General features: G+C 69.8%; 22 protein-coding genes. 10 read left to right on the forward strand and 12 right to left on the reverse strand.

Annotated features, from left to right (window positions below):
* Nucleotides 1–226: 226 nt before the first annotated feature.
* Complete coding sequence (locus tag FXF65_RS37010) at nt 227–823, forward strand: CBS domain-containing protein (protein WP_187412721.1); 597 nt, start codon at nt 227–229, stop codon at nt 821–823.
* A gap of 15 nt (nt 824–838) precedes the next feature.
* Here FXF65_RS37010 and FXF65_RS37015 read toward each other — a convergent pair whose 3' ends face one another.
* Together FXF65_RS37015 and FXF65_RS37020 are read right to left on the reverse strand one after the other, a co-directional pair.
* The gene (locus tag FXF65_RS37015) at nt 839–1396 is read right to left on the reverse strand and encodes an HU family DNA-binding protein (protein ID WP_148354757.1); all 558 of its coding nucleotides are present in this window, start codon (nt 1394–1396) and stop codon (nt 839–841) included.
* 81 nt (nt 1397–1477) lie between these two features.
* A complete protein-coding gene (locus FXF65_RS37020; RefSeq protein ID WP_148354758.1) occupies nt 1478–2281 on the reverse strand; it encodes an SAM-dependent methyltransferase in 804 nt (267 codons plus the stop codon).
* Between the two features lie 60 nt (nt 2282–2341).
* On the opposite strand from FXF65_RS37020, the gene FXF65_RS37025 reads away from it, so the two are divergent.
* Nucleotides 2342–2866 carry a hypothetical protein gene (locus FXF65_RS37025; protein ID WP_148355165.1) on the forward strand — a complete coding sequence of 175 codons (525 nt, stop codon included), beginning with the start codon at nt 2342–2344 and terminating at the stop codon, nt 2864–2866.
* A complete protein-coding gene (locus tag FXF65_RS37030; protein ID WP_148354759.1) occupies nt 2863–3219 on the forward strand; it encodes an MmcQ/YjbR family DNA-binding protein in 357 nt (118 codons plus the stop codon). Before FXF65_RS37025 ends, FXF65_RS37030 begins: the two co-directional genes overlap by 4 nt.
* A 203-nt stretch (nt 3220–3422) precedes the next feature.
* Here FXF65_RS37030 and FXF65_RS37035 read toward each other — a convergent pair whose 3' ends face one another.
* The 5 genes from FXF65_RS37035 to FXF65_RS37055 all read right to left on the reverse strand — a co-directional run bounded on the left by FXF65_RS37035 (nt 3423) and on the right by FXF65_RS37055 (nt 10030).
* Complete coding sequence (locus FXF65_RS37035; RefSeq protein WP_148354760.1) at nt 3423–4331, reverse strand: hypothetical protein; 909 nt, start codon at nt 4329–4331, stop codon at nt 3423–3425.
* A 269-nt stretch (nt 4332–4600) separates the two neighbouring features.
* Nucleotides 4601–7240: a M14 family zinc carboxypeptidase gene (locus FXF65_RS37040; RefSeq protein ID WP_148354761.1), complete on the reverse strand. Its 2640-nt coding sequence runs from the start codon at nt 7238–7240 to the stop codon at nt 4601–4603.
* 535 nt (nt 7241–7775) lie between these two features.
* Nucleotides 7776–8597 (reverse strand): S1 RNA-binding domain-containing protein, encoded by an 822-nt coding sequence (locus FXF65_RS37045; RefSeq protein ID WP_148354762.1) that lies wholly within the window; start codon nt 8595–8597, stop codon nt 7776–7778.
* The gene (locus tag FXF65_RS37050) at nt 8594–9172 is read right to left on the reverse strand and encodes an HAD domain-containing protein (RefSeq protein WP_148354763.1); all 579 of its coding nucleotides are present in this window, start codon (nt 9170–9172) and stop codon (nt 8594–8596) included. Before FXF65_RS37050 ends, FXF65_RS37045 begins: the two co-directional genes overlap by 4 nt.
* Nucleotides 9173–9493: 321 nt before the next feature.
* Nucleotides 9494–10030: an RBBP9/YdeN family alpha/beta hydrolase gene (locus FXF65_RS37055; RefSeq protein ID WP_148354764.1), complete on the reverse strand. Its 537-nt coding sequence runs from the start codon at nt 10028–10030 to the stop codon at nt 9494–9496.
* 226 nt (nt 10031–10256) lie between these two features.
* Here FXF65_RS37055 and FXF65_RS37060 point away from each other — a divergent pair, with 226 nt between their 5' ends.
* Nucleotides 10257–10655 carry a hypothetical protein gene (locus tag FXF65_RS37060; protein WP_148354765.1) on the forward strand — a complete coding sequence of 133 codons (399 nt, stop codon included), beginning with the start codon at nt 10257–10259 and terminating at the stop codon, nt 10653–10655.
* Nucleotides 10656–10715: 60 nt separating this feature from the next.
* Here the strand turns inward: FXF65_RS37060 and FXF65_RS37065 are convergent, their stop codons facing one another.
* A complete protein-coding gene (locus FXF65_RS37065; protein ID WP_148354766.1) occupies nt 10716–11093 on the reverse strand; it encodes a VOC family protein in 378 nt (125 codons plus the stop codon).
* Nucleotides 11090–11791, reverse strand: a complete 702-nt coding sequence (locus tag FXF65_RS37070) for a TetR/AcrR family transcriptional regulator (protein WP_246199356.1) — start codon at nt 11789–11791, stop codon at nt 11090–11092. The genes FXF65_RS37065 and FXF65_RS37070 overlap by 4 nt, the downstream gene beginning before the upstream one ends.
* A 296-nt stretch (nt 11792–12087) precedes the next feature.
* On the opposite strand from FXF65_RS37070, the gene FXF65_RS37075 reads away from it, so the two are divergent.
* The 4 genes from FXF65_RS37075 to FXF65_RS37090 all read left to right on the forward strand — a co-directional run bounded on the left by FXF65_RS37075 (nt 12088) and on the right by FXF65_RS37090 (nt 15726).
* Nucleotides 12088–13008, forward strand: a complete 921-nt coding sequence (locus tag FXF65_RS37075; RefSeq protein ID WP_148354767.1) for an ABC transporter substrate-binding protein — start codon at nt 12088–12090, stop codon at nt 13006–13008.
* A 228-nt stretch (nt 13009–13236) separates the two neighbouring features.
* Nucleotides 13237–14229, forward strand: coding sequence for a FecCD family ABC transporter permease (locus FXF65_RS37080; RefSeq protein WP_148355169.1), 993 nt, complete (start codon nt 13237–13239; stop codon nt 14227–14229).
* 43 nt (nt 14230–14272) lie between these two features.
* Nucleotides 14273–15043, forward strand: coding sequence for an ABC transporter ATP-binding protein (locus FXF65_RS37085; RefSeq protein ID WP_148354768.1), 771 nt, complete (start codon nt 14273–14275; stop codon nt 15041–15043).
* A gap of 2 nt (nt 15044–15045) precedes the next feature.
* Complete coding sequence (locus tag FXF65_RS37090) at nt 15046–15726, forward strand: adenosylcobinamide amidohydrolase (RefSeq protein ID WP_246199369.1); 681 nt, start codon at nt 15046–15048, stop codon at nt 15724–15726.
* Nucleotides 15727–15883: 157 nt separating this feature from the next.
* Here FXF65_RS37090 and FXF65_RS37095 read toward each other — a convergent pair whose 3' ends face one another.
* The 3 genes from FXF65_RS37095 to FXF65_RS37105 form a co-directional block, all read right to left on the reverse strand.
* The gene (locus FXF65_RS37095; protein ID WP_148354769.1) at nt 15884–17161 is read right to left on the reverse strand and encodes a coiled-coil domain-containing protein; all 1278 of its coding nucleotides are present in this window, start codon (nt 17159–17161) and stop codon (nt 15884–15886) included.
* Nucleotides 17162–17236: 75 nt separating this feature from the next.
* A complete protein-coding gene (locus tag FXF65_RS37100; RefSeq protein ID WP_148354770.1) occupies nt 17237–18787 on the reverse strand; it encodes an AMP-binding protein in 1551 nt (516 codons plus the stop codon).
* 163 nt (nt 18788–18950) lie between these two features.
* A complete protein-coding gene (locus FXF65_RS37105; protein WP_148354771.1) occupies nt 18951–19577 on the reverse strand; it encodes an SACE_7040 family transcriptional regulator in 627 nt (208 codons plus the stop codon).
* Nucleotides 19578–19656: 79 nt separating this feature from the next.
* Between FXF65_RS37105 and FXF65_RS37110 the strand changes: the two genes are divergently transcribed.
* Together FXF65_RS37110 and FXF65_RS37115 are read left to right on the forward strand one after the other, a co-directional pair.
* Nucleotides 19657–21270, forward strand: coding sequence for a carboxyl transferase domain-containing protein (locus FXF65_RS37110; protein ID WP_148354772.1), 1614 nt, complete (start codon nt 19657–19659; stop codon nt 21268–21270).
* 8 nt (nt 21271–21278) lie between these two features.
* Nucleotides 21279–23222 carry an acetyl/propionyl/methylcrotonyl-CoA carboxylase subunit alpha gene (locus FXF65_RS37115; RefSeq protein ID WP_148354773.1) on the forward strand — a complete coding sequence of 648 codons (1944 nt, stop codon included), beginning with the start codon at nt 21279–21281 and terminating at the stop codon, nt 23220–23222.
* The last annotated feature ends 83 nt before the right edge of the window (nt 23223–23305 follow it).

A 23305-nucleotide genomic window follows, 5' to 3' on the forward strand; every position in this document is an offset into this window, starting at 1 on the left:
CGCCCACCCCGCAGCCACACTGTTGTGAAATCCAAGCCACCAAGACAGCAGGCACCGCACGCGAGGCCCCCGGGCACGAGACAGTCGGTGTCGCGCGTGTAACCAGTTCGGAGGACTTGCGGGACCAGACGGCATGCTTCTGGACGTGGCGGCTGCAGGAGGCGAGGATCAGGGACGTTCTGGACGGGTAGGTGAACGGCGTCCTCGCCGGAAGGAGACAACGCCCATGCTGGTCCGGGAGGCGATGACCTCGCCCGTCGTCACGATCCCGCGGACGGCGACCGTCCGCCAGGCGATCCGCGTCCTGCACGAACACGACATCACCGCGCTGCCGGTCGTGGACGACTCCGGACGCCTGGCCGGGATCGTCAGCGAGATGGACCTCCTGCGCGGAGTGTTCGAGCACGACCCGAGAGCGTTCGCGCGCCCTGTCGCCACCACGTCGTCGCCCGCCCCGCGCCTGGTCGGGGACGTGATGACCCACGACGTGGAGATCGCGCGTCCCGGCACGGACGTCGCCGAACTCGCCGAGACGATGATGAAGACACGGATCAAGAGCGTCCCGGTACTGGCGGGCTCCGACATCGTCGGCATCGTCAGCCGCCGGGACCTGATCGCGATCCTGGCCCGCGACGACGCCCGCATCCGCGACGACGTGCTCGCCGCGATCGCCGAGTACGGTCCCGACGACGTCCGCTGGGACGTGTCGGTGCGGGAAGGCATCGTCGAGTTGCGCGGCCGTTCGGACGAGCCGGGACAGCGGATCGCCGACGTCCTCGCCCGCACGGTCCCCGGCGTCACCCGCGTCTCGATCCGCGAATGACGCCGAGCCGCCACGCTACTTACCGGCTTTGACGGCCTTCGACGCCTTACCGACCTTCGCAGGCTTGGCAGACGCCTTCGCCTTCCCGGGTCGCTTCGTCGCCTTCACGGCCCCCTTCTCCCCCTTGGGCTTCTCCAAGCCCTTCTTGGCCTTCTTCCCACCCTTGATGCCCTTGACGGTCTTGACGGCCTTGGAATCCTTGACGGCCTTACCGTCCTTGGACTTCTTCGACGCGGACTCTTCGGCGACAAGCGCGACCACCGGATCCGGAGCGGGCTGTTCCTCGGGCACGGACACGCTTTGCCCGACCCGATTCCGGAACGTCTGCCCGACCCGGAACCGCGGCACCTCGGCGGCGGGCACCTCGATCGGAACGCCAGTGTGTGGGTTGCGGGCCTTCCGGGCCGGACGCGACGCGCGGTCGAACGTCCCGAACCCGGTGATGATGACGCGTTCCCCGGCGGACACCCGCTCCATCACGGTCTCGACCACGGCGTCCACGTGCCGGCGCGCGGCGGCTTCCTCGCTTCCCGCGCGCTCCGCCACGGCCCTGACCAGTTCGCTGCGGTTCATGCGCCATGCCCTTCATGTGCCGATATGTTCAGGTCAGCGTAAACCGGCGCGCTGACCTGGGCCCGGATATCCGCCGCAGAGTCAGCGTGTCTTGAGTCCGACGCCCCCGAGCATCCCGATCTCGGCGGCCGCGGGCTCGCGCCCGCACCGCCACCGCGTCACCGGCACGACCCCGGGATCGACCAATTCGAGCCCGTCGAAGAACCCCCGGATCTCCTCCTCCGAACGCAGCAGGTACGGGACGGCCCCGGTATTTCGATAACGCTCATTGGCCTTCCTGTGCGCGGCGCCGACACTGACACTGTCCGCGACCACAAGGTGACTACCAGGCACAAGGCCGTCCAACAACTGCTTCACGATCGACCGCGCGTCCTCGTATTCCTGGACGTGCCCGAGAACGCCGGTCAGCGTCAGCCCGACCGGCCGAGAGAAATCCAGCACCGTGGCCGCGGCACGGAGGATCTCACCGGGTCGATGCATGTCGGCATCTACAAAGTCGGTCGCCCCCTCCGGTGAACTGGCGAGCAGTGCCCGCGCATGCGCCAGCACCAGAGGATCGTTGTCGACATAAACGACCCGGCATTCGGGTGCCACGCTCTGCGCGATCTCATGGGTGTTCTGAAGGGTCGGCAGCCCCGTCCCGACGTCCAGAAACTGCCGAATCCCCGCCGCACCAGCCAGATACCGCACAGACCTGACGAGAAAGCGACGTCCGGCGCGAGCCACGTCCACGATCGCCGGATACACCTGCCTGTACTGCTCCCCCGCCTCACAGTCGACCGGATAGCCGTCCTTCCCGCCAAGCCAGTAGTTCCAGACACGCGCCGAATTCGGAACGCTCGTGTCGAACCCCTTCGATGCCCGCTCGTCAGTACCGCCGGTCATGAGCCGCTCCATCCATCCACCGCGGCCACCGCCCACCGCGAACCCGGTACTACGCCCCGTATACCCCACAAGCCCCCACCAAGCCACCCAAACCGGCGATCACCCCCACGCCACCTCCCCACCTCAAACCCACCCCACCCCGACCCCGGCGCCTACACCGCGGGCATCGCGTTCCTGCCGTCCAACGGCGACGAGCGCGCCGCCGTGACCGCGCACGTCGAGGCGCTCTGCGCGGACGAGGGCCTCACCGTCCTCGACTGGCGCGAGCTGCCGCACGACCCGGGCTTCACCGGCCCCGCCGCGCGCCGCGTCATGCCGCACTTCGCACAGCTGTTCGTCGCCCCGGCTCCCGGGACGGCCGAGCGGGAAGCGCCTGTGCGGGCAAGGGCAGGGCCGACAAGGCGGGCCATGTTGGTGGTGCGCTCTGCCGGGAGCGTTACGTCCGCCGCGCGGATCGGCGCGTTGCAGCAGGGTATGGTGCTCGCCAGCATGGTGACCTGGACCGTTGTCGCCTACGACGCGAGGGCAGAATCACTTACCCAATCAACACTCCCTCAGATCGCAAGTACTCAGGAGTTGAGATGAACGACCTGGACACGATGGCTCGGATAAGAGAAGCCTGCCTAGAGTTGCCAGAGGTGGTCGAGAAATCATTCGGCGGACACACCGCACCTTCGTTCCGTGTCCGGGACAAGCTGTTCGTGATGACCAGCGAGGACGGTCTCTACATGACGTTCAAGGCTGGCGCTGGCGTACAGGAGGCCCTCATAGCAGAAAGCCCGGAGCGCTTCTTCTTCCCAAAGTACGTCGGTAGCAAGGGATGGGTAGGCGCGCGCCTCGACGTGGAGCAAGACTGGGATGAATTGGCAGAACTCATCGAGGAGAGCTACCGACTCATTGCACCAAAGCGCTTGGTAAACCTCCTAGATCGCGGGTAAATGAACACCGCACAGGCCAATACTCAACTCCCTTCATCTTTCGCTTGCTCGCCAAACACAGCTCAGCCACGCGGACCACGCACCGTCAGAGCAGCACCGATGATCCGCGTCCAATAGCAGCACCTTCGGCACCCAAGAGCCAGTAGATAGACAGGCTGGCACGGCGATTCTCTTTGAATCGCTGATTGACTTCTCCTCTTGCGCTACCTCCAATGTCGGCGATCCAGTGCAGCTAACCGGGCGGATATTCGATTCATCGTGGGATCGTTTGGCGTCCAGCCCCGCTGCAGCAGTGCGGTCAGAAGAGCCTCTAGGTAGGGCGCAGGCTTGTGGCGGAAGTCCTTGGTGATGGGAAGGATTTCCCATCCCTTCTCCTTGGTCAGCCAGGCGCGGCGTCGCGCGTCATGCGCTCGGGCCGCGGCACCCGTGTGATGGCGTTCGCCGTCGTATTCGAGACCGACACGGAACTCCGGATACCCGAGGTCTACGTATGCGCACCGACCGGCTGAACTCCTGACCGGCACCTGGGTGCGCGGACGCGGGAAACCCGCGCTAACGACTGCGACGCGGATCCAACTCTCGCCAGGGGACGCCGCCCCACGATCACCGAGACGGACGACCTGCCGCAACCTCTTGTTGCCGCGATATCCCGGTAGCGCTCGGGCCATTGCTATGAGTTCATCGGCCTCCACATCACGCCTAAGGAACTGGTCGAGTGCTGCCACCGCTTCGTAGCGGGGAAGCCAACGAGCACAGTCCAAAGCCGTCCGGGATAGGGACGTGAGGCGCACACCGGACTCCTCCTCGATATGGTCCACGGGAAGCTGCACGTTATCGGCGGTAATCGGTGACGGCGGGTCTCCGGAGGTGCTGGGCGTTATGAGTTCGACGTCCCAATCAGCCTCTTTCGCTCCCGGCGGTAAAACGTCGAGACCCCAGATCCAGGCGGCAGTGCGTCGGGCTACCACGACCTGATCAGGCAACAGGCTGCTGAGTGCTGCGGCTCGCGCGGCCAGCGATGCTCCCTTGATCGGGACGAAGTAGACACCGTCCCCGACAGGAATGATCGAATCAACGCCCGCTCGTCTCCAGGTGAGGTTGATTCCGTTCACGGAAACGATGATGCTCGCCTCGGCCCCCGCCCCGAAAGACCGCGGGAAAATGTGGATAACTCTGAATCACCGCAGGTCAGCGAACCGCGCTCCGCCAAAATGATCACGCACGTGACTCAAGATCCGCTAAGCCGTGATTTTCTCGGGTCGTGGCAGACGTCGGCGATGGCATCGGAATGTCCGCCGACGCATGGTCGGGTCGTGGTCACAGACGGAAAAGGCGATCGTGGTCGGCGGGCCTGTGTGTCCCGCCGACCGCGATCGAAGGGTCAGTTCCTTTCGTCCGTACCAGGTCGGGTCGGCTTCGACGGACCTTGGTAGATCGAGTTGATGACGATCGGCCAGGTCTGCCGCGGCCAACTCCGGAAGGTGATCTCGCTGCCCGCGATCGTGGCGTGCCCCTTGCCGACCTCGAACGTCGCCACGTTGGCGAGGCCGTTCAGGGACGCCGTTCCGTGCGCGTACCCACTGGCCAGCAGGTCGCCTTCACCGGGGTACCGCGACGCCACTTGGGCGTCACCGGTGACCTTGTAGGCCGCATCCTGGTTGAACCAGACCGCACCCGACTCGGGCATGCCCCAAGCCGCCGGGACCTTCGGGTCGTACGACGCACGCAACAAGGCGCCAGGCGCGTTGAGCTTCGCCGGATCGGACGGTGTCGCGTTCTCGACCGGCAGTTTGAGGAGCTGCCGCGCCGTCTCCGACGATCCGCCGATCGCGACGAGGTTGCCGCCACCGGAGACGTAGTCCGCCAGTTTCGCCCAGCCCTGCTCACCGACGCCACGCGCCCACGCGAACTCCGGTGGGTTCTTCGCGGGGTCGAGACCCCTGATGATGGTGTTCTTGGAGACCCCGTCCGCGAGCACGATCGTGTCGTACTTCCCGGCGAGGTCGCCGTAGTCGTCGGCGGAGACGACCTTGTAGTCGATGCCGTACTGGTCGAACATCCACATCATCCACCCGCCGGGCATGTTGTTCGCGCCGCGGATCAGTCCGACCTTGGTGCCGGGCTTGAGTGTGAAGCCGTCCACCTTGGGCAGCTCGTCCGTCCCGTACACCGGAAGGCCGGTGTCGGCCGACACGCCCTGCAGCACCTGCCGGGCCGCCGCCGTCGGCGGGACCACGACCGTGCCCGGCGCGAACGACCGTCCGCCCGCTTTGAACTCCTCGGCGGACCGGAACGTCGGCACCTTGGCCTTTTGCAGGCGGGAAAGGACGTGTGCGACGCCGTACGACTCCGGTGCGACCAGATACGCGCCGCGTGGCGTCGCCGGCATGCGCACCTGTTGCGGCAGAACCCGTCGGACTCGCTGCAAAGGCGCGTTGAAAGCATCCTTGACCGGGTCGACGTCGACACCGAGCAGCAGACCGAGATTGTCGGTGGTCTCGCTGTACGGCATGATCAGCGGGCATTGGCCGCACTTGCGCGCAGCCTGCTCCGGATACTTGTCGATCTTCAAAAGCTGGTCGATCCAGCGGCCGAGCGGCTGCCGGGTGCGGAGCACGTACGACCCGGCGGGGTAGGTCTTGCCGGCCGCGCTGAACGGGGCCGTGGCCTGGTCGATCTCGACCCGTCCGAACTCGAAGATCCGCAGCATCTCCAGGACCGCGAACGGGTCGCGCTGGCCCGCCGGGATGACGTAGGCGTTCGGCGTCCCCGGCTCGACGTCCGGCAGCGCGACCGCATTGCGCCCCGTCTGGTACAGGTTGTTGAACAGCCAGGACTCGGGGTTCTTCGCGACGTTCTCGATCCCCGCGTAGGCGGCGGTCTCGGCGTACGCGACGATCTGCTCCAGCGTCCAGGTGTTCTTGTCGTACGGCTGGAGCATCCTCATGGTCCGGTTCTGCGGACCGAGCGGTTTGCCGTCGGACGAGGTGAACGGGTAGGCGAGGTCCTTGGCTCCGGCGATCTCGGTGAGGAACAGCGACGTGCCGAGGAATGTCGAGAAGCCCATGACGTCGGCGTTCCAGAAGATGCCGTAGGCGTCGTCGGTGCCGACGCCCTTCTTGCCCTCGGCGGTCAGCGCACGCGCGGCCTGCTGGCCCTGCGAGGTTGCGGACTGGATGGTGATCGGGTCCACCCCGCTGCCGAGCGGCTCGTCATACGGGGCCGTCCACAGTCGCGGTCCGCCTGTTCCGGCCTGGTGCATGTAGTGCCCGACGACCGGACGGTATGTCTGCTCCAGCCGGACCCGCGTACGGGTCTCCCGCTGGGTGAACATGAACCAGTCACGGTTGTCGTCGTGTCCGATGTACCGGTGGTAGAGGTCCGGGTACACCCGGTCGTAGGCGGTTCCTGCGGTCTTATTGAAATGGTCGACTACGAGGTGCTGGCCATCAGGGTTGCCGGACGGGATGACCATCAGGACCGCGTTGTCCAGCACGGTCTTGGTGTAGTCGGAGTCCTCGGTGGCGAAACGGTGCACGATGTCCACCAGCGCCTGCGTGTTACCGACTTCGGTGGAGTGCAGGGTGCCTTCCATGAGGTAGACCGGCTTACTCCGCTGCGACAGCCTGCGGGCCTCCTGCTCGGAGATTCCGCGAGGGTCGGCGAGTCGCTGGTTGTCCCGGACGATCTGCCCGAGGTTCCGCAGGTTTCGCGGCGAGCTCACGAACAGGACCGGGTAGTCGTTGCCCATCGTGGTCTTGTCGGCGACCTGGTAGGTCACCCGGTCCGAACGGTCGGCGATGAGGCGGAAGTACTGCTTGATCTTGTCGAATCCGGCGAGCCTGCCGGTCGTGCCCATGGCGAAGCCGAAGTAGCTCTGTGGCGCTGGAATGTTCTTGGCCTGCGCGTTGTGTCTCGCCGAGGAGCCCGCGCCGAACGCGTCGGTGTGCAGGGGCACACCGACGAGCACGACGAGGACGACCAGGGCGGCCACCGCGCGGGACATCACCCGCGACAGCATCCGGTCTCCTGATGAGAGTGAGGGAAGGGGGCACTGACCGGTCAGTTGTGCCAAGGGTTAATCGGCTTTGTCGATCAGTCAATGTCTTGATCGTCTCGTGCCGCACCCGTTACGGCCCGCACCACCGCCCTCCAAGCCAGCCGACCTCATCAACGCGCCGCCCTCCAAGGGGCGACCAGGCCGTCAGGTCACGCCCTCAGGGACGGCTGGACCCGTTGGCTCTCGCCGTCATCGGGCGGGCGGGCTTGGGAGCGCAGCGGTGACGGCGAGCGTGGCTCGGTACCGATGCGTCCGCGGACTCTGGCCCCCGGTGGCCGAGTCGCTGGGCTGGAGCACGGAGGAGCTGGCCGCGCTTGCGGGCGAGCCACTTCGGCCACTCGACTACGGTCCCATGTTCTGTCATCACGTGGGGGGACACTCCTGGCAGTGACCCCTCGGACAACCGAATAGTTGGGGCGTGCCGCACGGAGGCTGAGCAGCGGAGGGTCAAGCTCGAGGGGGTGGACGCCGCCGCCGGGCTTCACCGCCCGGTGGGTCAGTGGTGGCGTGACAGGGTTAGGCGTCGTCGGGGCAGGTCTATGTCGGTGACGGTTACGGTGATCTCTTCGCCCATTTGGACGGCCTGGTCTGGTGTTTCGATTGGCGAGGGTGATAGCTGGTTGAGGTGGATCAGACCTTCTATGCCGTCCTCGACCTGGACGAATGCTCCGAAGGGCACCAGTTTGGTGATTGAGCCGTGCAGGATCTGCCCTACCTGAACGTCGAGGGCGAACTGCTGGAACGGGTCAGGTTGGGTGGCACGCAGCGACAGTCGGGCCTCGCCGTTGGAGGTGTCGAAGGCCAGGAATTGGCAGGTGACTCGCTGTCCTTTCGAGATGATTTCAGACGGGTCCTCGAATCTGCGCCAGGACAACTCGGGCATGGTTATGAAGCCGACGCCGGGGAAGGTTGGATGTTTCGGCCCGTCATCCAAGTCTATGAAAACGCCGAAGCGCTCGATGGCCGCTACGGTGCCGGACAAATGCTCTCCCGGACGCAGTGCTTTGAGGAAGTCCCAGAGTTGTGGATTCTCGGCGGCTGACCGGGAGAGCATTATCTTCCGTCTCGGCGCGTCTACGGCGATGACTTCGGCGGAGACCCTGGTGCCGATCTGAAGGAGGTCGGCTGTCGATCGTCGGAAGGATCGCCAGGAAAGGTCAAGCGGGCCGATGATGCCGACCGCGTCGGCAGCGAAGTCATCGAGGAGTACGGATGCTTCCGATCGCGTGACCTCGGCGATGGTTCCGGAGAGGGTGTCACCGACGTTCACTGTCGCCAGGAACGCGGCTATGGACTGATCGTCTTCCACTCTCCTCATCCTCCCCGGTTTTGATCACGCCTGGGTTGTTGTGGGGGGCTCGGCGGAGGGAGGACTAGTCCTTGTAGCCATTCCTCGACGGCGTTGTAGTCGGCCTGGATGATGCCGTGCTTCGGGTCGACTCGACGTAGGAGAGCCAGGCCGGGGTGGTGCGCGGATACCCAGGCGCGGTCGTTGTCAGTGATCTCGTCATCGAGCCAGGCGAAGGGGCGTCCTGCCGCCCAGGTGACGAGGGTGCGGGTTTTCCAGTGCAGGCCGTGGCGTGCGTCCTGCTCTTCGATCGCGGGCGCGTCCGGCCAGGTCACCATCGACAGCCGAGGCAGCCCGAGGCGCGGTGCGATGCACTCGTTCGCGTCATCCATCCAACTGGTGGCCCAGACCAGGTCGCAGTCGAACTCCATCAGCCGTTTTCCGTGCTCGGGATTGATCCGGGACACCAGCGGATTCTCATCGGGGCAAGGCGATGAGAGCGTCTGGTAGGTCGGATGCTCTTCGGGCGTTGATCCGAAGGGGATGAGGGGGCCGTCGACGTCGAGGAAGAGCAGCGGACGCCGTCGCTGCTTCGGTCCGGTCACGGCGGCACAATATCCGGCTTGGGATGGGTCGTCTGACTACTGGCGTCGGCATGACGGCCGTCTGGCGATGACGAGGCGATCAGGGACACCGCCTGGCGGGCGCGTCGGCATCGTCAGGGCGCGCGCCAGACTCCGGATGACATCCGCAGCGATGTCCGCGTCGAATGGATGACGAAAGGGGTCAACGTCATCCCAGGTCAGGAGCCATGGCTTGATTTCATAGTCCACGAAGGGAGGGTGTCACGATCAGTTGGGAACCTCCATTGAATTTGCGGTTTCGCCTACTGCGGCGCATCGGGTTGGGAGGTCGTTAGCCGAGGTTTATCCGGCTGTGGTGTTCAGGAGATCGGTTAGGAGTTGTTCGCCTTGGAGCCATGCGCCGTAACCTTCGGTGACGGTTAGGTGGCCTACTTCGCCTGCGTCGACTAGGCGCGCGTTCCAGGACTTGGCGAAGGCGGCCGCGCGCTCCGGCGTCATCCAGTGGTCGTTTCGGCTTGCCGCGACGACCGTGGGGAAAGAAAAGGGGATTTGAGGGATGGGGGCGAAACCTGTGATCTCGGGAGTGATGTTACGTTCCACATCGGCCGGGGTGACCATTAGGGCGGCACGGACTCTCCGGTGAGGGTTGTCTGCTACCCAGTGAGCCACGGTCGGGCAACCGAGGCTGTGCGCGACGAGCACGGGAGGTTCCGTGCAGGCGGTGATGGCCTCATCGAGCCGTGCGACCCACTTATTGCGTTCGGCGAGGTGCCAGTCGTCTTGTTCCACCCTGCGCGAGCCTGGGAGTTTCCGCGTCCACAGCTCCTGCCAGTCGCCGGGGTCCGGGCCCAGCCAGCCGTCCACGAACAAGATCGTCATGGTGCCAGTGTGCTGGACGCCGCGGGCCCGGCGCGAACGGTTGCGCGTGTTTCTCCAGCGGTTCGCGGGCTGTGGTCCCGAGTCCCCAAGCGGTTGCCGGCACTGCTGGATCGGGCGCAGGCAAGCATGGATGGTCCGGTGTGCTGAACGAAGTGGGGCTGGGTAGGTAGGTACATGTGGCTGGAGGGTTGGTCGGCCGACGGGCTCGGACGTCGGGCCGCCTGGGATGGACAGCGATGACCGCGCGATCCGGGTGAGAGCGGACGAGGGGCGGACGACCGAGGTCCGTCAGACACGCTTGCCAGATGGTCCTGCTGGTGACGAGGCGCCCGCGGAGCATCGGCTTGAAACCGGGGTGTACGCGCGGCAGGCGATGGTGTCCTCGGCGCTGGCGCATGACAGGGCGGCGAAACTGCTGGAGGACATGGCGTCCGCCCATCCCGAAGAGGCCGAGTTGCATCTGCCGTCGGCGGCGCGCCACCGCTGGTGGGCCGAGAATGACCGGAGGCTGGCGCGGCAGTATGCGCCCCGCGGGGATGATCCGGACGGGCGCGACGAGAGCGCCCGCCAGACGAAACACGACGAAACTGGGGCGGGAACGTCGATCGGGAACGCTGAAGCGTGAGCGGCGTCCGCTGAACGGGGTGGCCCGACTGGCGCCTGCCGGGCCCTAGAACGGCGGATGTCAGGGTGAAATCAGTTCGTACAGGTTGCCGCTGGAGTCGGAGAAGTAAAGGCCGCGTCCGCCGAGTGGGTGGTCCGTGTCTATGCGGCCGCTGTCGGCGTGGGCAGGTTCGTCGCCGTAGGGGATTTCGCGGGCGTCGAGGCGTTCGACCACGGAGTCGAAGGTGACGGTGTCCACGTCGAAGGCCAGGTGGTGACCCTGTGGGTGGGCGACGGTCAGGAAGTCCAGGGTGAGGGAGTCGTTCACATGGATCGGCACGAAATGGCGTGCGTGTGGATGCGGGCCCGTGTATTTCAGGCCCATGACCGAGGCGAAGAACCGGGCGGCCTCGTCGTTGTCGGCGGCCGTCACGATGGTGTGGTTGAGGCTGATCGTCACTTGGTGGCACCTTCCTCGTCCTTGAGAGCGCCGTTCAGGAAGACGTCCACGTAGTCCTCCATGGACGGGTTCGGCGCGTCCGGTCCGGCGGAGGAACGAGCACGGCCGAACGCGAAGCCCATGAAAAGGGAGGCCATCTGTTCAGCGGGCAGGCGGAGCCGGTCGCGTTCCGGTTCGAATAGTTCGGCGAGCGCCTCACGGGTCCGGTTCATGGCGGTTTCTCGGCTCTGCCACCGACCAGCATCCCCATCAGGGCCACCAGCACCAGGCTCACCAGTACCGGCAGGGCCCGGCTTGTCGGAAGTCCTCGGGGTGGCCCCCGGGGGAAGGCGGCGGCTGCGGCGGCCCGTCGCGTGCAGGGCGCCGATGACCATGCCCATGCGGGTGAGGTACGCCTCGATGGCGGCCCCGGCCTCGATGAGGCGGGCAGGGAGCGGCTGATCCAAGGGGATCGACGCGAGTTCGGCCAGGACGTGGTCGGTGCGCACCGCCGCTGCGATGCAGGCGTCCAGAAGTTCGTCCTTGTCGGCGAACACGCGGAAGATCGTCGCCTCTCCGATTCCGGCGGCGCGGGCGATCTGGCCGGTGGTGACCGCCGTGCCGTGCTCGGCGACCAGCGGCAACGCGGTGCGGACGATCATCTCGCGACGCTCCTCGGGAGTCATCCCGGGAGCGCGCCGACGGCTCTTCGTCTCCATGCCCGCCAAACTACGGAGTGAGTGCTCACTCCGTCAAGCACGAAGTGAGCACTCACTCCACACCCACCCCATGGGCGGAAGATTCGGATTCGGTGGCTGATACCGTTACGTTGCTGCGCGTTCGGAGCGAAGTCCGGTGTGATCCCGGCGCTGTCCCGCAACTGTGATGCCCCACCCCGAGACGCCTCTCGGACGGGCCTAGCCAGGTCGCCTCCCGCGCGCCGACGATTCTCGACCTCGTGGAAGGGCGATCCGTCATGAGCGGGCCGCGGCTTCCCTGCAGCCAGGAGGCTCCTGTGAGACCCGTGCGTTCCTTCGTCGCGGTGATGGCGATCGGCGCCGTCTTGGCCGCCGGCGCGTGTGGCGGCGGCGACGACGGTTCCGAGAAGGGCGGGAGCGGCGGGAAGACCGTCACCGTCCAGGCCGCGAACGGCGCGGTGACCGTCCCGGCGAACCCGAAGCGCATCGTGTCGCTCTCCCCCACGCATACCGAGACGCTCTTCGCGATCGGGGCCGGTAAGCAAGTGGTGGCCGCCGACGACTACTCGAACTACCCGCCGAACGCGCCGCGCACGAAGCTGTCCGGGTTCAAGCCCAACGCCGAGGCGGTCATCGCGTACAAGCCGGACCTCGTCGTCGTCTCGGACGATCTGAACGGCATCGTCAAGGCACTGGAGAAGGTGAAGGTGCCGGTGCTGTTCGAACCGGCGGCGTCCAAGCTGGACGAGGTCTACGACGAGATCAACGACCTCGGGCAGGCGACCGGCCACACCGCCGAGGCCACCAAGGTCGTGACCGGAATGCGGACCACCATCGAGCAGACCGTCGCGGCGTCGTCCAAGGCGAAGGGCCTCACCTACTACCACGAACTCGACAACCAACTGCATTCGGTTACGTCGAGCACGTTCGTCGGGCAGGTGTACGGGATGTTCGGCCTCCGCAACATCGCCGACGAGGCGGACAAGGCGAGCGGCGGCTACCCGCACCTCTCCCGCGAGTACGTCCTCAAGGAGGACCCGGACCTGATCTTCCTCGCCGACACCAAGTGCTGCGGGCAGAACGCCGCCGCGCTCGCCAAGCGTCCCGGCTGGTCGGTGCTGGACGCCGTCAAGAACAAGGGCGTGGTCGAACTGGACGACGACATCGCCTCCCGCTGGGGGCCGCGCCTGCCCGAGTTCGTCAAGGCGATCGGCGACGCCGTCCAGCGGGTCCAGTGACAGTCCGGTGACCACTCCCCCGACGGACGTGCGGCCGTGAGCGCGCGGGACCGGAGGCCGGGGGACGTCCCGACCGGCCATCCGGCTCCCGGGACGCCCCCGGACGTCCGTCCGGCCCGGAACGTGCCAAAGGCGGCCGAAGGGCCGACGGCCCGCCGGCGATTCGCCCGCACGAGGACGGACCTCGAAGGGCAGGCGAGGCTGCGGCCCCTCGCGCTCGTCGTCACGATGGTGATCTTCGCCGCCACCCTGCTGGCCGGAATCCTGGTCGGCTCGGCGGACCTGCCCGTGGACGGCGTCCTGAAGGCGCTGGCCGACCGCATCCCGTTCGTGCACGTCGACTCGGGGCTCGGCGTGATCGACGAGAACGTGCTGTTCCAACTAAGAGTGCCCCGGGCGCTGATGGCGGCGCTGGTCGGCGGGATGCTCGCCATCGCGGGCGCGGGCTACCAGGGCGTGTTCCGCAACCCGCTGGCCGACCCGTACCTGCTCGGCGCGGCGGCCGGGGCGGGCGTCGGCGCGACGATGGTGATCGTCCTGGTGCCGGGCGACCCGGGCTACGGGGTGCCGCTCGCCGCGTTCGTCGGCGCGATCTGCGGGGTCGCCCTCGCGTACGCGCTGGGCAACACGGCCGGACGCGGCGGCGACGGGACGGCGACGCTCGTCCTGGCCGGGGTCGCGGTGTCGTCGTTCCTGGCGGCGGTGCAGACCTTCGTCCAGCAGCTCAAGGCTGAGGAACTCCAGCGGATCTTCACGTGGATCCTCGGCGGGGTCGGGTCGGCGGACTGGCACCAGCTCGGGCTCGTCGCCCCGTACGCGCTGGTCTCGACGGTCGTCCTGCTGGCGCACGGCCGCCTGCTGGACGTGCTGAGCGTCGGCGACGAGGAGGCGGCGTCGCTCGGGCTGTCGGCGGCGCGGGTCCGGCTGACGGTGCTGGTCGCGGCGTCGCTGGCGACGGCGTGCGCGGTGGCGATCAGCGGCCTGATCGGATTCGTGGGGATCGTCGTGCCGCACATCGTGCGCCGCCTGGCGGGCGGTTCGTACCGGATCGTCCTGCCGCTGTCGCTGCTCGGCGGGGCCGCGTTCCTGGAGGTGGCGGACCTCGTGGCGCGTACCGTGATCGAGCCGGGCGAGCTGCCGCTCGGCGTCGTCACGGCGTTCGTCGGCGGGCCGTTCTTCGTGATCGTGCTGCGCGCGGTCCGCAGGCGCGTGGACACATGAGGTCCGGCGGCGTCGGCCGACCGGCCGGCCGGGTGGAGGAGCGGTGACGGTCGAGGTGAACGGGCTGGACGTCGCGCTCGGCGGACGGCCCGTGCTGAAAGGGGTGTCGCTGACCGTCCCGGCGGGCTCGTGGACGGCGATCATCGGGCCCAACGGGGCGGGGAAGTCGACACTCCTGCGCGCCGTGCTCGGCCTCGTACCGTCCCACGGCGAGATCACGGTGGCGGGGTCCGGGCTGGAGGGGCTCAAGCCGAGGCAGCGCGCCCGGCTGATCGCGTACGCGCCGCAGAGCCCGAGCGTCCCGGCGGGGATGACGGTCTTCGACTACACCCTCCTCGGCCGCTCCCCCTACATCCCGCACCTCGGCCGCGAGAGCGCCCGCGACCGGGCCATCACCGCCGAGGTCCTCGACCGGCTGGACCTGACGCGGTTCGCGTCCCGTCCGCTGGAGCACCTGTCGGGCGGGGAGCGGCAGCGCGCGGTGCTCGCGCGGGCGCTGGCGCAGCAGACCCGCGTCCTCCTCCTGGACGAGCCGACGACCGCGCTCGACATCGGCCACCAGCAGCAGGTCATGGAGCTGGTCGACCAGCTCCGCCTCTCCGACGGGCTGACCGTCGTGACCACCATCCACGACCTGACGCTGGCCGGGCAGTACGCCGACGACCTGGTCCTCCTGTCGTCCGGGGAGGTGGCGGCGGCGGGCTCGCCGGAGGAGGTCCTCACGCGCGAGGCGATCGAGGAGCACTTCGACGCGCGGGTGCACGTCGCGCCCGGTCCGGGCGGGCGGCCGATCCTGTCGCTGGAGCGCCCGTGAACCTGGAGACGGTCTGGCGCGAGGAGGACGGGGCACGGCTCGCCGCGACGGTCTGGCGCGCCGGGGACGGGCACCGGATGATCTCGTCCGCGCTGCTCGGCGGCGGCATCGGACCGGCCCGCTGGGTGCTGAACGCGCAGGTCGCCGGGGTCTACTCGCGCATGGACCCGGCCGTCCACCTGACCGAGCTCGCCGCCGCGCACGGCCTCGACGGGCCGGGTGTCGGGATGTTGACGGCCGCGTCCGTGTCCCGGACCGTGCGGCGCGACGACAACGGGGTGCGGGTGTCGGCGACGGTGGGGCTCCGCGTCCCGACCTGGGCCGCCGCGCCCGAGGGGGCCGTCGATCCCGAGCTGGCGCCGATCCGGCTGGACGAGTCGCGGCCCTGGACGCCCGGCACGGTCAACATCGTCGTCGCGGTGCCCGTCCCGCTGAGCGACGCGGCGCTGGTGAACGCCGTGATCACCGTCACGGAGGCGAAGACGCAGGCGCTCCTGGAAGCGGGCTACCCGTGCACCGGCACCGCGTCGGACGCCGTGTGCGTCGCCGCGACGACGGGCGGCGGCGCGGCGGAGCCGTTCGCCGGGCCCCGCTCCGAATGGGGGTCGCGGATCGCGCGGGCCGTGCACGCCGCCGTCCACGCGGGCGCGCTCGGCTACACGAACGTTCTGGAAGGACGCTGACACGGACACCGGCCGCCGTACCATCCCGGTGCGGTACGACGGCCGGTCTCAGGGCCAGTGCAGTGGGAGAAAGGGGCCTCACCTCCAACCTGTGGGGTCATCTCCGGTGTGATGGTGTGACGGGCAAAGCGGTGTGGCGGTAAAGCGGTGTGGCGGGTCACCCGGCGTACGGAAGGTGACGTCCGTTGCGCGTCGGCGGCACGGCTCCGTAGGAATTGGCGCGCGGGTCGGTGGCCGAGGGGTCGCCGCCGTTCAGCGGTGAGCCGTTCAGCGGGGGCAGGGCGTGCAGCCCGGTAAGCGGCTCCCGGTCGACGGGTGGACGGGGCGCGTCCGGACGGCGTCCGTCCACCGGGGCGGTGAGCGCGTCCACGCGGCGGCGGGCGCGGTCGGCCTCGACGCGGGCCGCGTCGCGTTCCGCGGTGAGCGCCCGGACGGCGGCCCGCAGCTCGTCGGCCGTCCGGGAGAGCTGCCAGTTGTGCTGCTCGAACTCCCGTGCCCGCGCCTGGATCTGGTCGCGGTCGGCGACGGCCTGGCCGCGCTTCGCCTCGGCGTCGCGGACGGCGGAGCGCAGGTCGTCGGCGGTGCGCTGCGCCGCGTCGAGCTCGACGCGCTGCCCCTCGGTCAGGGTGTCCGCCTCCGACAGCCGCCCGTGCAGCGAGACCAGCTCGGCGCGGGCGCTCTCCAGCGAGGCGAGCAGCTCGCCCTCGCGGGACGCGACGCGGTCCCGATCGCGTTCGGCGGCGAGCCGGGCGGCGATCGCGGCGTCGGAGCGGTCCTGCGTCTCCCGGTGCTCGCGGCGGGCGGCGTCCAGCTCGGCGGCGAGCCGCGCGGCCTCGGCGCGGACGGACGCGGCCTCCTGCTCGGCGGCCTCGGACCGCGCGCGGGCGGTGGACGTCTCCCGCAGCGCCGCCTCGGCGCGCCGCTCGGACGCGTCCCGCTCCCGCTGCGCGGCCGCGACGTGCCCGGCGGCCTCGGCGCGGGCGTCGGCGACCCGCCGCTCCACGCCCGCGACGCTCAGCTCGGACGCCAGCGAGCCCGCGAGCCGGTCGGCGGCGCCCTCCAGGCGTTCGACCATCTCCCACGTCACGGCGACCTGGCCGGTCAGTCCCGGGGCCGAAAGGCCGCGCTCGCGGCTCTCCCGCGCGGCGATCTCGCATTCCCCGTCATTGTCCTGGCAGTAGCGGACGGTGCGGGCGCCGCGCACCGGCTGCGGCACGGGCCGTCCGCAGCCGGCGCACGGCCAGACCGCCACCGGATCACCGAGGCGTGCGACGCCGGCGCGGTCGTCTTCGGGCGTGCCGTCACCGGCCGGGGACGAGGTCCCGGAAGGCGGGGCGAAGGCGGCGGGGTCGGTGATGACGGGAAGGTCGGTCTTCGTCGGGGCGGCGGCGGGGGTCGGGACGTCATCGAGCGGGGCGACCTTCTGGTCCTTCATGTCCCGTTGTACGCAGCGGCGCCCGGCGGCGTTCGACGTTCACGGCGAACTCTTCGGGACGCCGCCAGCGCGGGCTCAGTGGCGCAGGTAGTCCTCCCGGAGGCGGCCCCGGCTGAGCTTGCCGGACGGCGTCCGCGGCAGCGCCGCGCGGAACTCCACCCGCCGCGGATGCTTCAGCCGCGCGAGCCGCGGCGCGCAGAACGCGAGCAGCTCGGCCTCCAGCGCCCGCTCGTCGAGACCGCCCGGACGGTCGTCCTCGGCGGGTTCGACGAGCGCGACGACGCGCTGCCCCCATTCGTCGTCCGGGACGCCGATGACCGCCGCGTCCCCCACCGCCGGATGCTGCAGGAGAACGTTCTCGACCTCCGCCGGGTAGATGTTCACCCCGCCGGAGATGATCAGGTCGGTGCGCCGGTCGCTCATGTAGAGGAGCCCGTCCGCGTCGACGCGGCCGAGGTCGCCCGCCGTGTAGAACTCGCCGCGCATCGCGGACGCGGTCCTCGCCGGGTCGCCGTGGTACTCGAACCCGGGGTGCCCGCTGGCGTAGATCAGGCCGGTCTCGCCGGTGGGCAGCTCCGCGCCGTCCGGATCGAGGATCTTGATCTGGACGCCCTCGACCGGACGGCCGACCGTCCCCGGGTGGTCGAGCCACTCCTCGGGGGACGCGACGGTGACGGGCCCGCTTTCGGTGGAACCGTAGTACTCGTGGAGGACGGGCCCCCACCAGTCCATCATCCGCCGCTTGGTCTCAACCGGGATGGGCGCGGCGCTGTGGAACACCTGGCGCAGCGACGACAGGTCGTACCGTTCCCTGACCTCGTCGGGGAGGGCGAGCATGCGGTGGAACATCGTCGGCACCATGAACGTGTTGGCGACTCGGTGCCGCTGGATCAGCGCGAGGGTGTGCTCGGGACGGAACCGCGACGCGACCACGACGGCGTGCCCGAGGAAGAGCGCCATCATCGCGTGGACGCAGGGCGCGGAGTGGTAGAGCGGTCCGATCGCGAGGTGCACGTCGTCGCCCGGGGCGAGCCCGAGGTTGCGCATCAGCGTCTGCCGCATGACCTCGGCGAGGATCTCCGGGGTGATGTCGAGTAACGGCCGCCGGACGCCCTTCGGCCGCCCGGTCGTCCCGGACGTGTAGAGCATGATCGAGCCCATCTGCCGCTTGGCGGGCGGGTGGGCGCTGCCGGACGCGCAGAGCCCGGCCATCAGGCGGTACCCGGGTGCGGGGTCGACGCTGACCCGTCCCGCGCCCGGGACGTCCGCCTCGTCCGCCGCGCTCTCGACGGCTTCGGCGAACGCGCTCTCGGTCACGACGACCTTGGCGCCGCAGTCGCGCAGGATGTAGCCGATCTCGGAGCCGGTCAGATGCCTGCTCACCGGGACGATGTAGAGTCCCGACTGCATCGCCGCAAGCAGGACGGTGAGGAACCCGGCCCGGTTGCCGAGGACGGTCGCGAGGGTGTCGCCGGGCCGCAGCCCGAGATCGTCCAGCGCGTTCGAGAGGCGGTTCACCTCGGCGTGCAGTTCGCCGTAGGACACCGGCACGCCGGGGGCGAGCACGGCGGGCCGGTCGGGATGGTTCCGTGCGATCTCGTAGAAGCCGACACCCTCGACGCCCATGCGGCACTCCTCCGTCGGATCCTGTGGCGGGTGATCCACCGTCCATCTGACCCGCGTCGCGGAGGGAAAGTCAAGGTCATGGACGTTCCACAAGCCCTGGCTGGACGGGCCGTCCACTACGGTTCGACCGGGTTTCCTGACCGCCCGCCGACGGCCGATCCGATCAGCGGACGCTTTCCAGGGCCGAGCGGGCCATGGCGTGCAGAAGATCGTCCATGGCGGCGCGGTCCTGCCCGGCGGCGCTGCGCGGAGTGGAGTTGAGGAGGCCGAAGCAGGCGTGGACGGCGGCGCGCAGCCGGTCGCCCGGGACGCCGGGCCGCAGCCGCCGCAGCACCCCGACCCATTCCTCGACGTAGGCGCGCTGCAACCGGCGGACCCGGTGCCGCTGCGGCTCGGGCACGTTGTCGAGTTCCCGCTCGTGGACGGTGATCAGCGCCGGGTTGTCGAGCGCGAACGCGAGGTGCCAGCGGAGCAGGGCGTCGAGGGCGCGCCCGGGGTCGGGGGCGGCGGCGCGGCGCGTGCCCTCGGCGAGGAGGCGCTCGCTGATGTCGAGCAGCATCTCGGCGAGGACGGCCTCCTTGCCGCTGAAATGCCGGTAGACGGCGGGCCCGGTGAGCCCGACCGCCCGGCCCAGCTCCCCGATCGACGCCCCGTGGTAGCCGCGCAGCGCGAACAGCTCCGCCGCCGCGCCGAGGATCTCGGCCCTTCGCGGGTTCGGCGCCCCCTCCCGCACGGGCGGGCCGTCCGGGGGCTGCGGGGCGGTCGCCGGGGCGGCGGGTCTGGACGTCATGGGCCCAGTCTAGACTAGAGTTGTTAACGGTCATTAACATCGGCGTTGTTAACGATCGTTAACCGGGAAGGGAGGGGTCATGAGCGGACCTGGGATCGGCTCCCGCGCCGACGTCGCGGCGGAGGCGTACAAGACCAACGCGGCGCACAACGAGGCCCTCGCCGCCGAACTGCGGGAGCGGATCGACCGGGCCGGGCGGGGCGGTCCCGAGCGGGCCCGCGAACGGCACGTCGCGCGCGGGAAACTGCTCCCCCGCGACCGCGTCGACACGCTCCTCGACCCCGGCTCCCCGTTCCTCGAACTGTCCCCGCTGGCGGCGGACGGCATGTACGACGGCGAGGCCCCCGGTGCCGGGATCATCACCGGCGTCGGCCGGATCTCCGGCCGCGAGTGCGTCGTCGTCGCCAACGACGCCACCGTCAAGGGCGGCACCTACTACCCCGTCACGGTGAAGAAGCACCTGCGGGCGCAGGAGGTGGCGCTGCACAACCGGCTCCCCTGCGTCTACCTGGTCGACTCCGGCGGCGCGTTCCTCCCCCGCCAGGACGAGGTCTTCCCCGACCGCGAGCACTTCGGCCGCATCTTCTACAACCAGGCCACGATGTCCGGGAAGGGCGTTCCGCAGATCGCGGCGGTGCTCGGGTCGTGCACGGCGGGCGGCGCCTACGTCCCGGCGATGAGCGACGAGGCCGTGATCGTCCGCGGCCAGGGGACGATCTTCCTCGGCGGCCCGCCGCTGGTGAAGGCCGCCACCGGCGAGGTCGTGACGGCGGAGGAGCTCGGCGGCGGCGAGCTGCACTCCCGCACGTCGGGGGTGACCGACCACCTCGCCGAGGACGACGCGCACGCGCTGCGGATCGTCCGCGACATCGTCGGCACGCTCGGGCCGCGCGAGCCGCGGCCGTGGGACGTCGCCGCGTCCGAGGAGCCCGCGGTCGACCCGGCCGAGCTGTACGGGGTCGTCCCGCCCGACCCGCGCACCCCCTACGACGTGCGCGAGGTCATCGCCCGGATCGTCGACGGCAGCCGCTTCCAGGAATTCAAGAAGGAATACGGGTCGACGCTCGTCACCGGTTTCGCGCGCATTCACGGCCATCCGGTCGGGATCATCGCGAACAACGGGATCCTGTTCGGCGAGTCGGCGCAGAAGGGCGCGCATTTCATCGAGCTGTGCGACCGGCGCAGCGTCCCGCTCGTCTTCCTGCAGAACATCACCGGCTTCATGGTCGGGCGCGAATACGAGGCGGGCGGCATCGCCAAGCACGGCGCGAAGATGGTCACCGCCGTCGCGTGCGCCCGCGTCCCGAAGTTCACGGTCGTGATCGGCGGCTCGTTCGGCGCGGGCAACTACGCGATGTGCGGCCGGGCGTATTCGCCGCGCTTCCTGTGGATGTGGCCGAACGCGCGCATCTCGGTGATGGGCGGCGAGCAGGCGGCGAGCGTCCTCGCGACCGTCCGGCGCGACCAACTGGAGGCGCGCGGCGAGGAATGGCCCGCGTCGGCCGAAGAGGAGTTCAAGGCGCCGATCCGGGACCAGTACGAGGCGCAGGGCAATCCGTACTACTCGACGGCGCGGCTCTGGGACGACGGCGTCATCGACCCGCGCGACACCCGGCGCGTGCTCGGGCTCGGGCTGTCGGTCGCGGCGAACGCACCGCTGGAGCCGGTCGGCTACGGCGTCTTCCGGATGTGAGGGTGTTGATGTTCGACAGCGTCCTGGTCGCGAACCGCGGGGAGATCGCCGTCCGCGTGTTCCGCACGCTGCGCCGGCTCGGGATCCGCGCGGTGGCCGTGCACACCGACGCCGACGCGGGCGCGCGGCACGTGCGGGAGGCGGACGAGGCGCACCGCGTCCCGTCCTACCTCGACGTCGACGCCGTGATCGCGGCGGCGCTGGCCGCCGGGGCGCGGGCCGTCCACCCGGGGTACGGGTTCCTCGCCGAGAACACCGCGTTCGCGCGGGCGTGCGGGGAGGCGGGCCTCGTGTTCGTCGGGCCTCCGGCGGAGGCGATCGACGCGATGGGCGACAAGATCCGCGCGAAGCGGACGGTCGCGGCGGCGGGCGTCCCCGTCGTCCCCGGGCGGGACGAGCCCGGCCTCTCCGACGACGAACTGGCGGGGGCGGCCCGCGACATCGGCTTCCCGGTGCTTTTGAAGCCGTCCGCGGGCGGGGGTGGGAAGGGCATGCGGCTCGTCCGCGACGCGGCCGACCTGCCCGACGCGATCGCCTCCGCCCGCCGCGAGGCGCGCGGCTCGTTCGGCGACGACACGCTGCTCGCCGAGCGGTTCGTCGAGAACCCGCGGCACATCGAGATCCAGGTCTTCGCCGACGCCCACGGGAACACCGTCCACCTGGGCGAACGCGAGTGCAGCCTGCAACGCAGGCACCAGAAGATCGTCGAGGAGGCGCCGTCGCCGCTGCTGGACGGCGCGGCCCGCGAGCGGATGGGCGCCGCCGCGGTCGCCGCCGCGCGGGCCGTCGGCTACGTCGGCGCCGGGACGGTCGAGTACATCGTCTCCGCCGACCGCCCGGACGAGTTCTTCTTCATGGAGATGAACACCCGGCTCCAGGTCGAGCACCCCGTCACCGAACTGGTGACCGGCCTTGACCTGGTGGAACTCCAGCTCCGCGTGGCGTCGGGCGAGCCGCTGCCCTTCGCGCAGGGCGACGTCGTCCTGGACGGCCACGCGGTCGAGGCCCGCGTCTACGCCGAGGACCCGGAGCGCGGCTTCCTGCCGACCGGCGGGCGCGTCCTGGCCCTGACCGAGCCGGAGCACGCCCGCGTCGACTCCGGTCTCGACGCCGGGACGGAGGTCGGCGGCGCCTACGACCCGATGCTCGCCAAGGTGATCGTCCACGGGGCGGACCGGGCGGAGGCGCTGCACCGGCTCGATCGCGCGCTCGCCGGGTACACGCTGCTGGGCGTCCCGACGAACGTCGCGTTCCTGCGCGCCCTGCTGCGGCACCCGGACGTCCTGTCCGGCGACCTCGACACGGGCCTGGTCGAGCGGTCGCTCGACGAGCTGACCTCGGGCCCGGCCGTCCCGGACGAGGTGCTCGCCGCCGCCGCGCTGGAACGCATGCTGGCCCTTGAGGCCGCGGGCTCCGACCCGTGGGAGATCCCGGACGGCTGGCGTCCCGGCGGCAACGCCTGGACGCCGTGGATCATCACCCCGTCCGGCGGCGAGCCGGTCGAGGTCCGCGTGCGCGGACGCGCCGCGTCCGGCGAGGTCTCGATCGGCGGGGGCGAGCCGGTCGCCGCGTCGCTGACCAGGCCGTTCACGCTCACCTACGCTGGAAGGACGACCTCCTTCGAGGCCGTCCGGGACGGGCACACGCTGTGGCTCGGCCGCGCCGGGCGCGCGTGGGCGCTGAGCGAGCACGTCCGCGCCGAGGCGGGCGGGGCGGCGGAGGCCGCCGGGGACGGCGTGCTCCGCAGCCCGATGCCGGGCACCGTCCTCGCCGTGAAGGCGGCGGAGGGCGACGTGGTCGCGGAGGGCCAGCCGCTGGTGGTCGTCGAGGCGATGAAGATGGAGCACACCGTGACCGCGCCGCTCGCGGGCGTCGTGGCGAAACTGCCGGTCCGCGCGGGGACGCAGGTCGCCCTCGACGCCGTACTGGCCGTGATCGAGGAGACCCCATGACCGGGGCGAAGCGAGGATCTTCGGGGCTCCGCTCCGGGGGCCGGGGGCCGGGGGCCGGGGGCCTTCCCCCAGAAGGGCAGGGC

This window comes from Actinomadura syzygii, from assembly GCF_008085905.1.
Classification (GTDB): Bacteria; Actinomycetota; Actinomycetes; order Streptosporangiales; family Streptosporangiaceae; genus Spirillospora; species Spirillospora syzygii.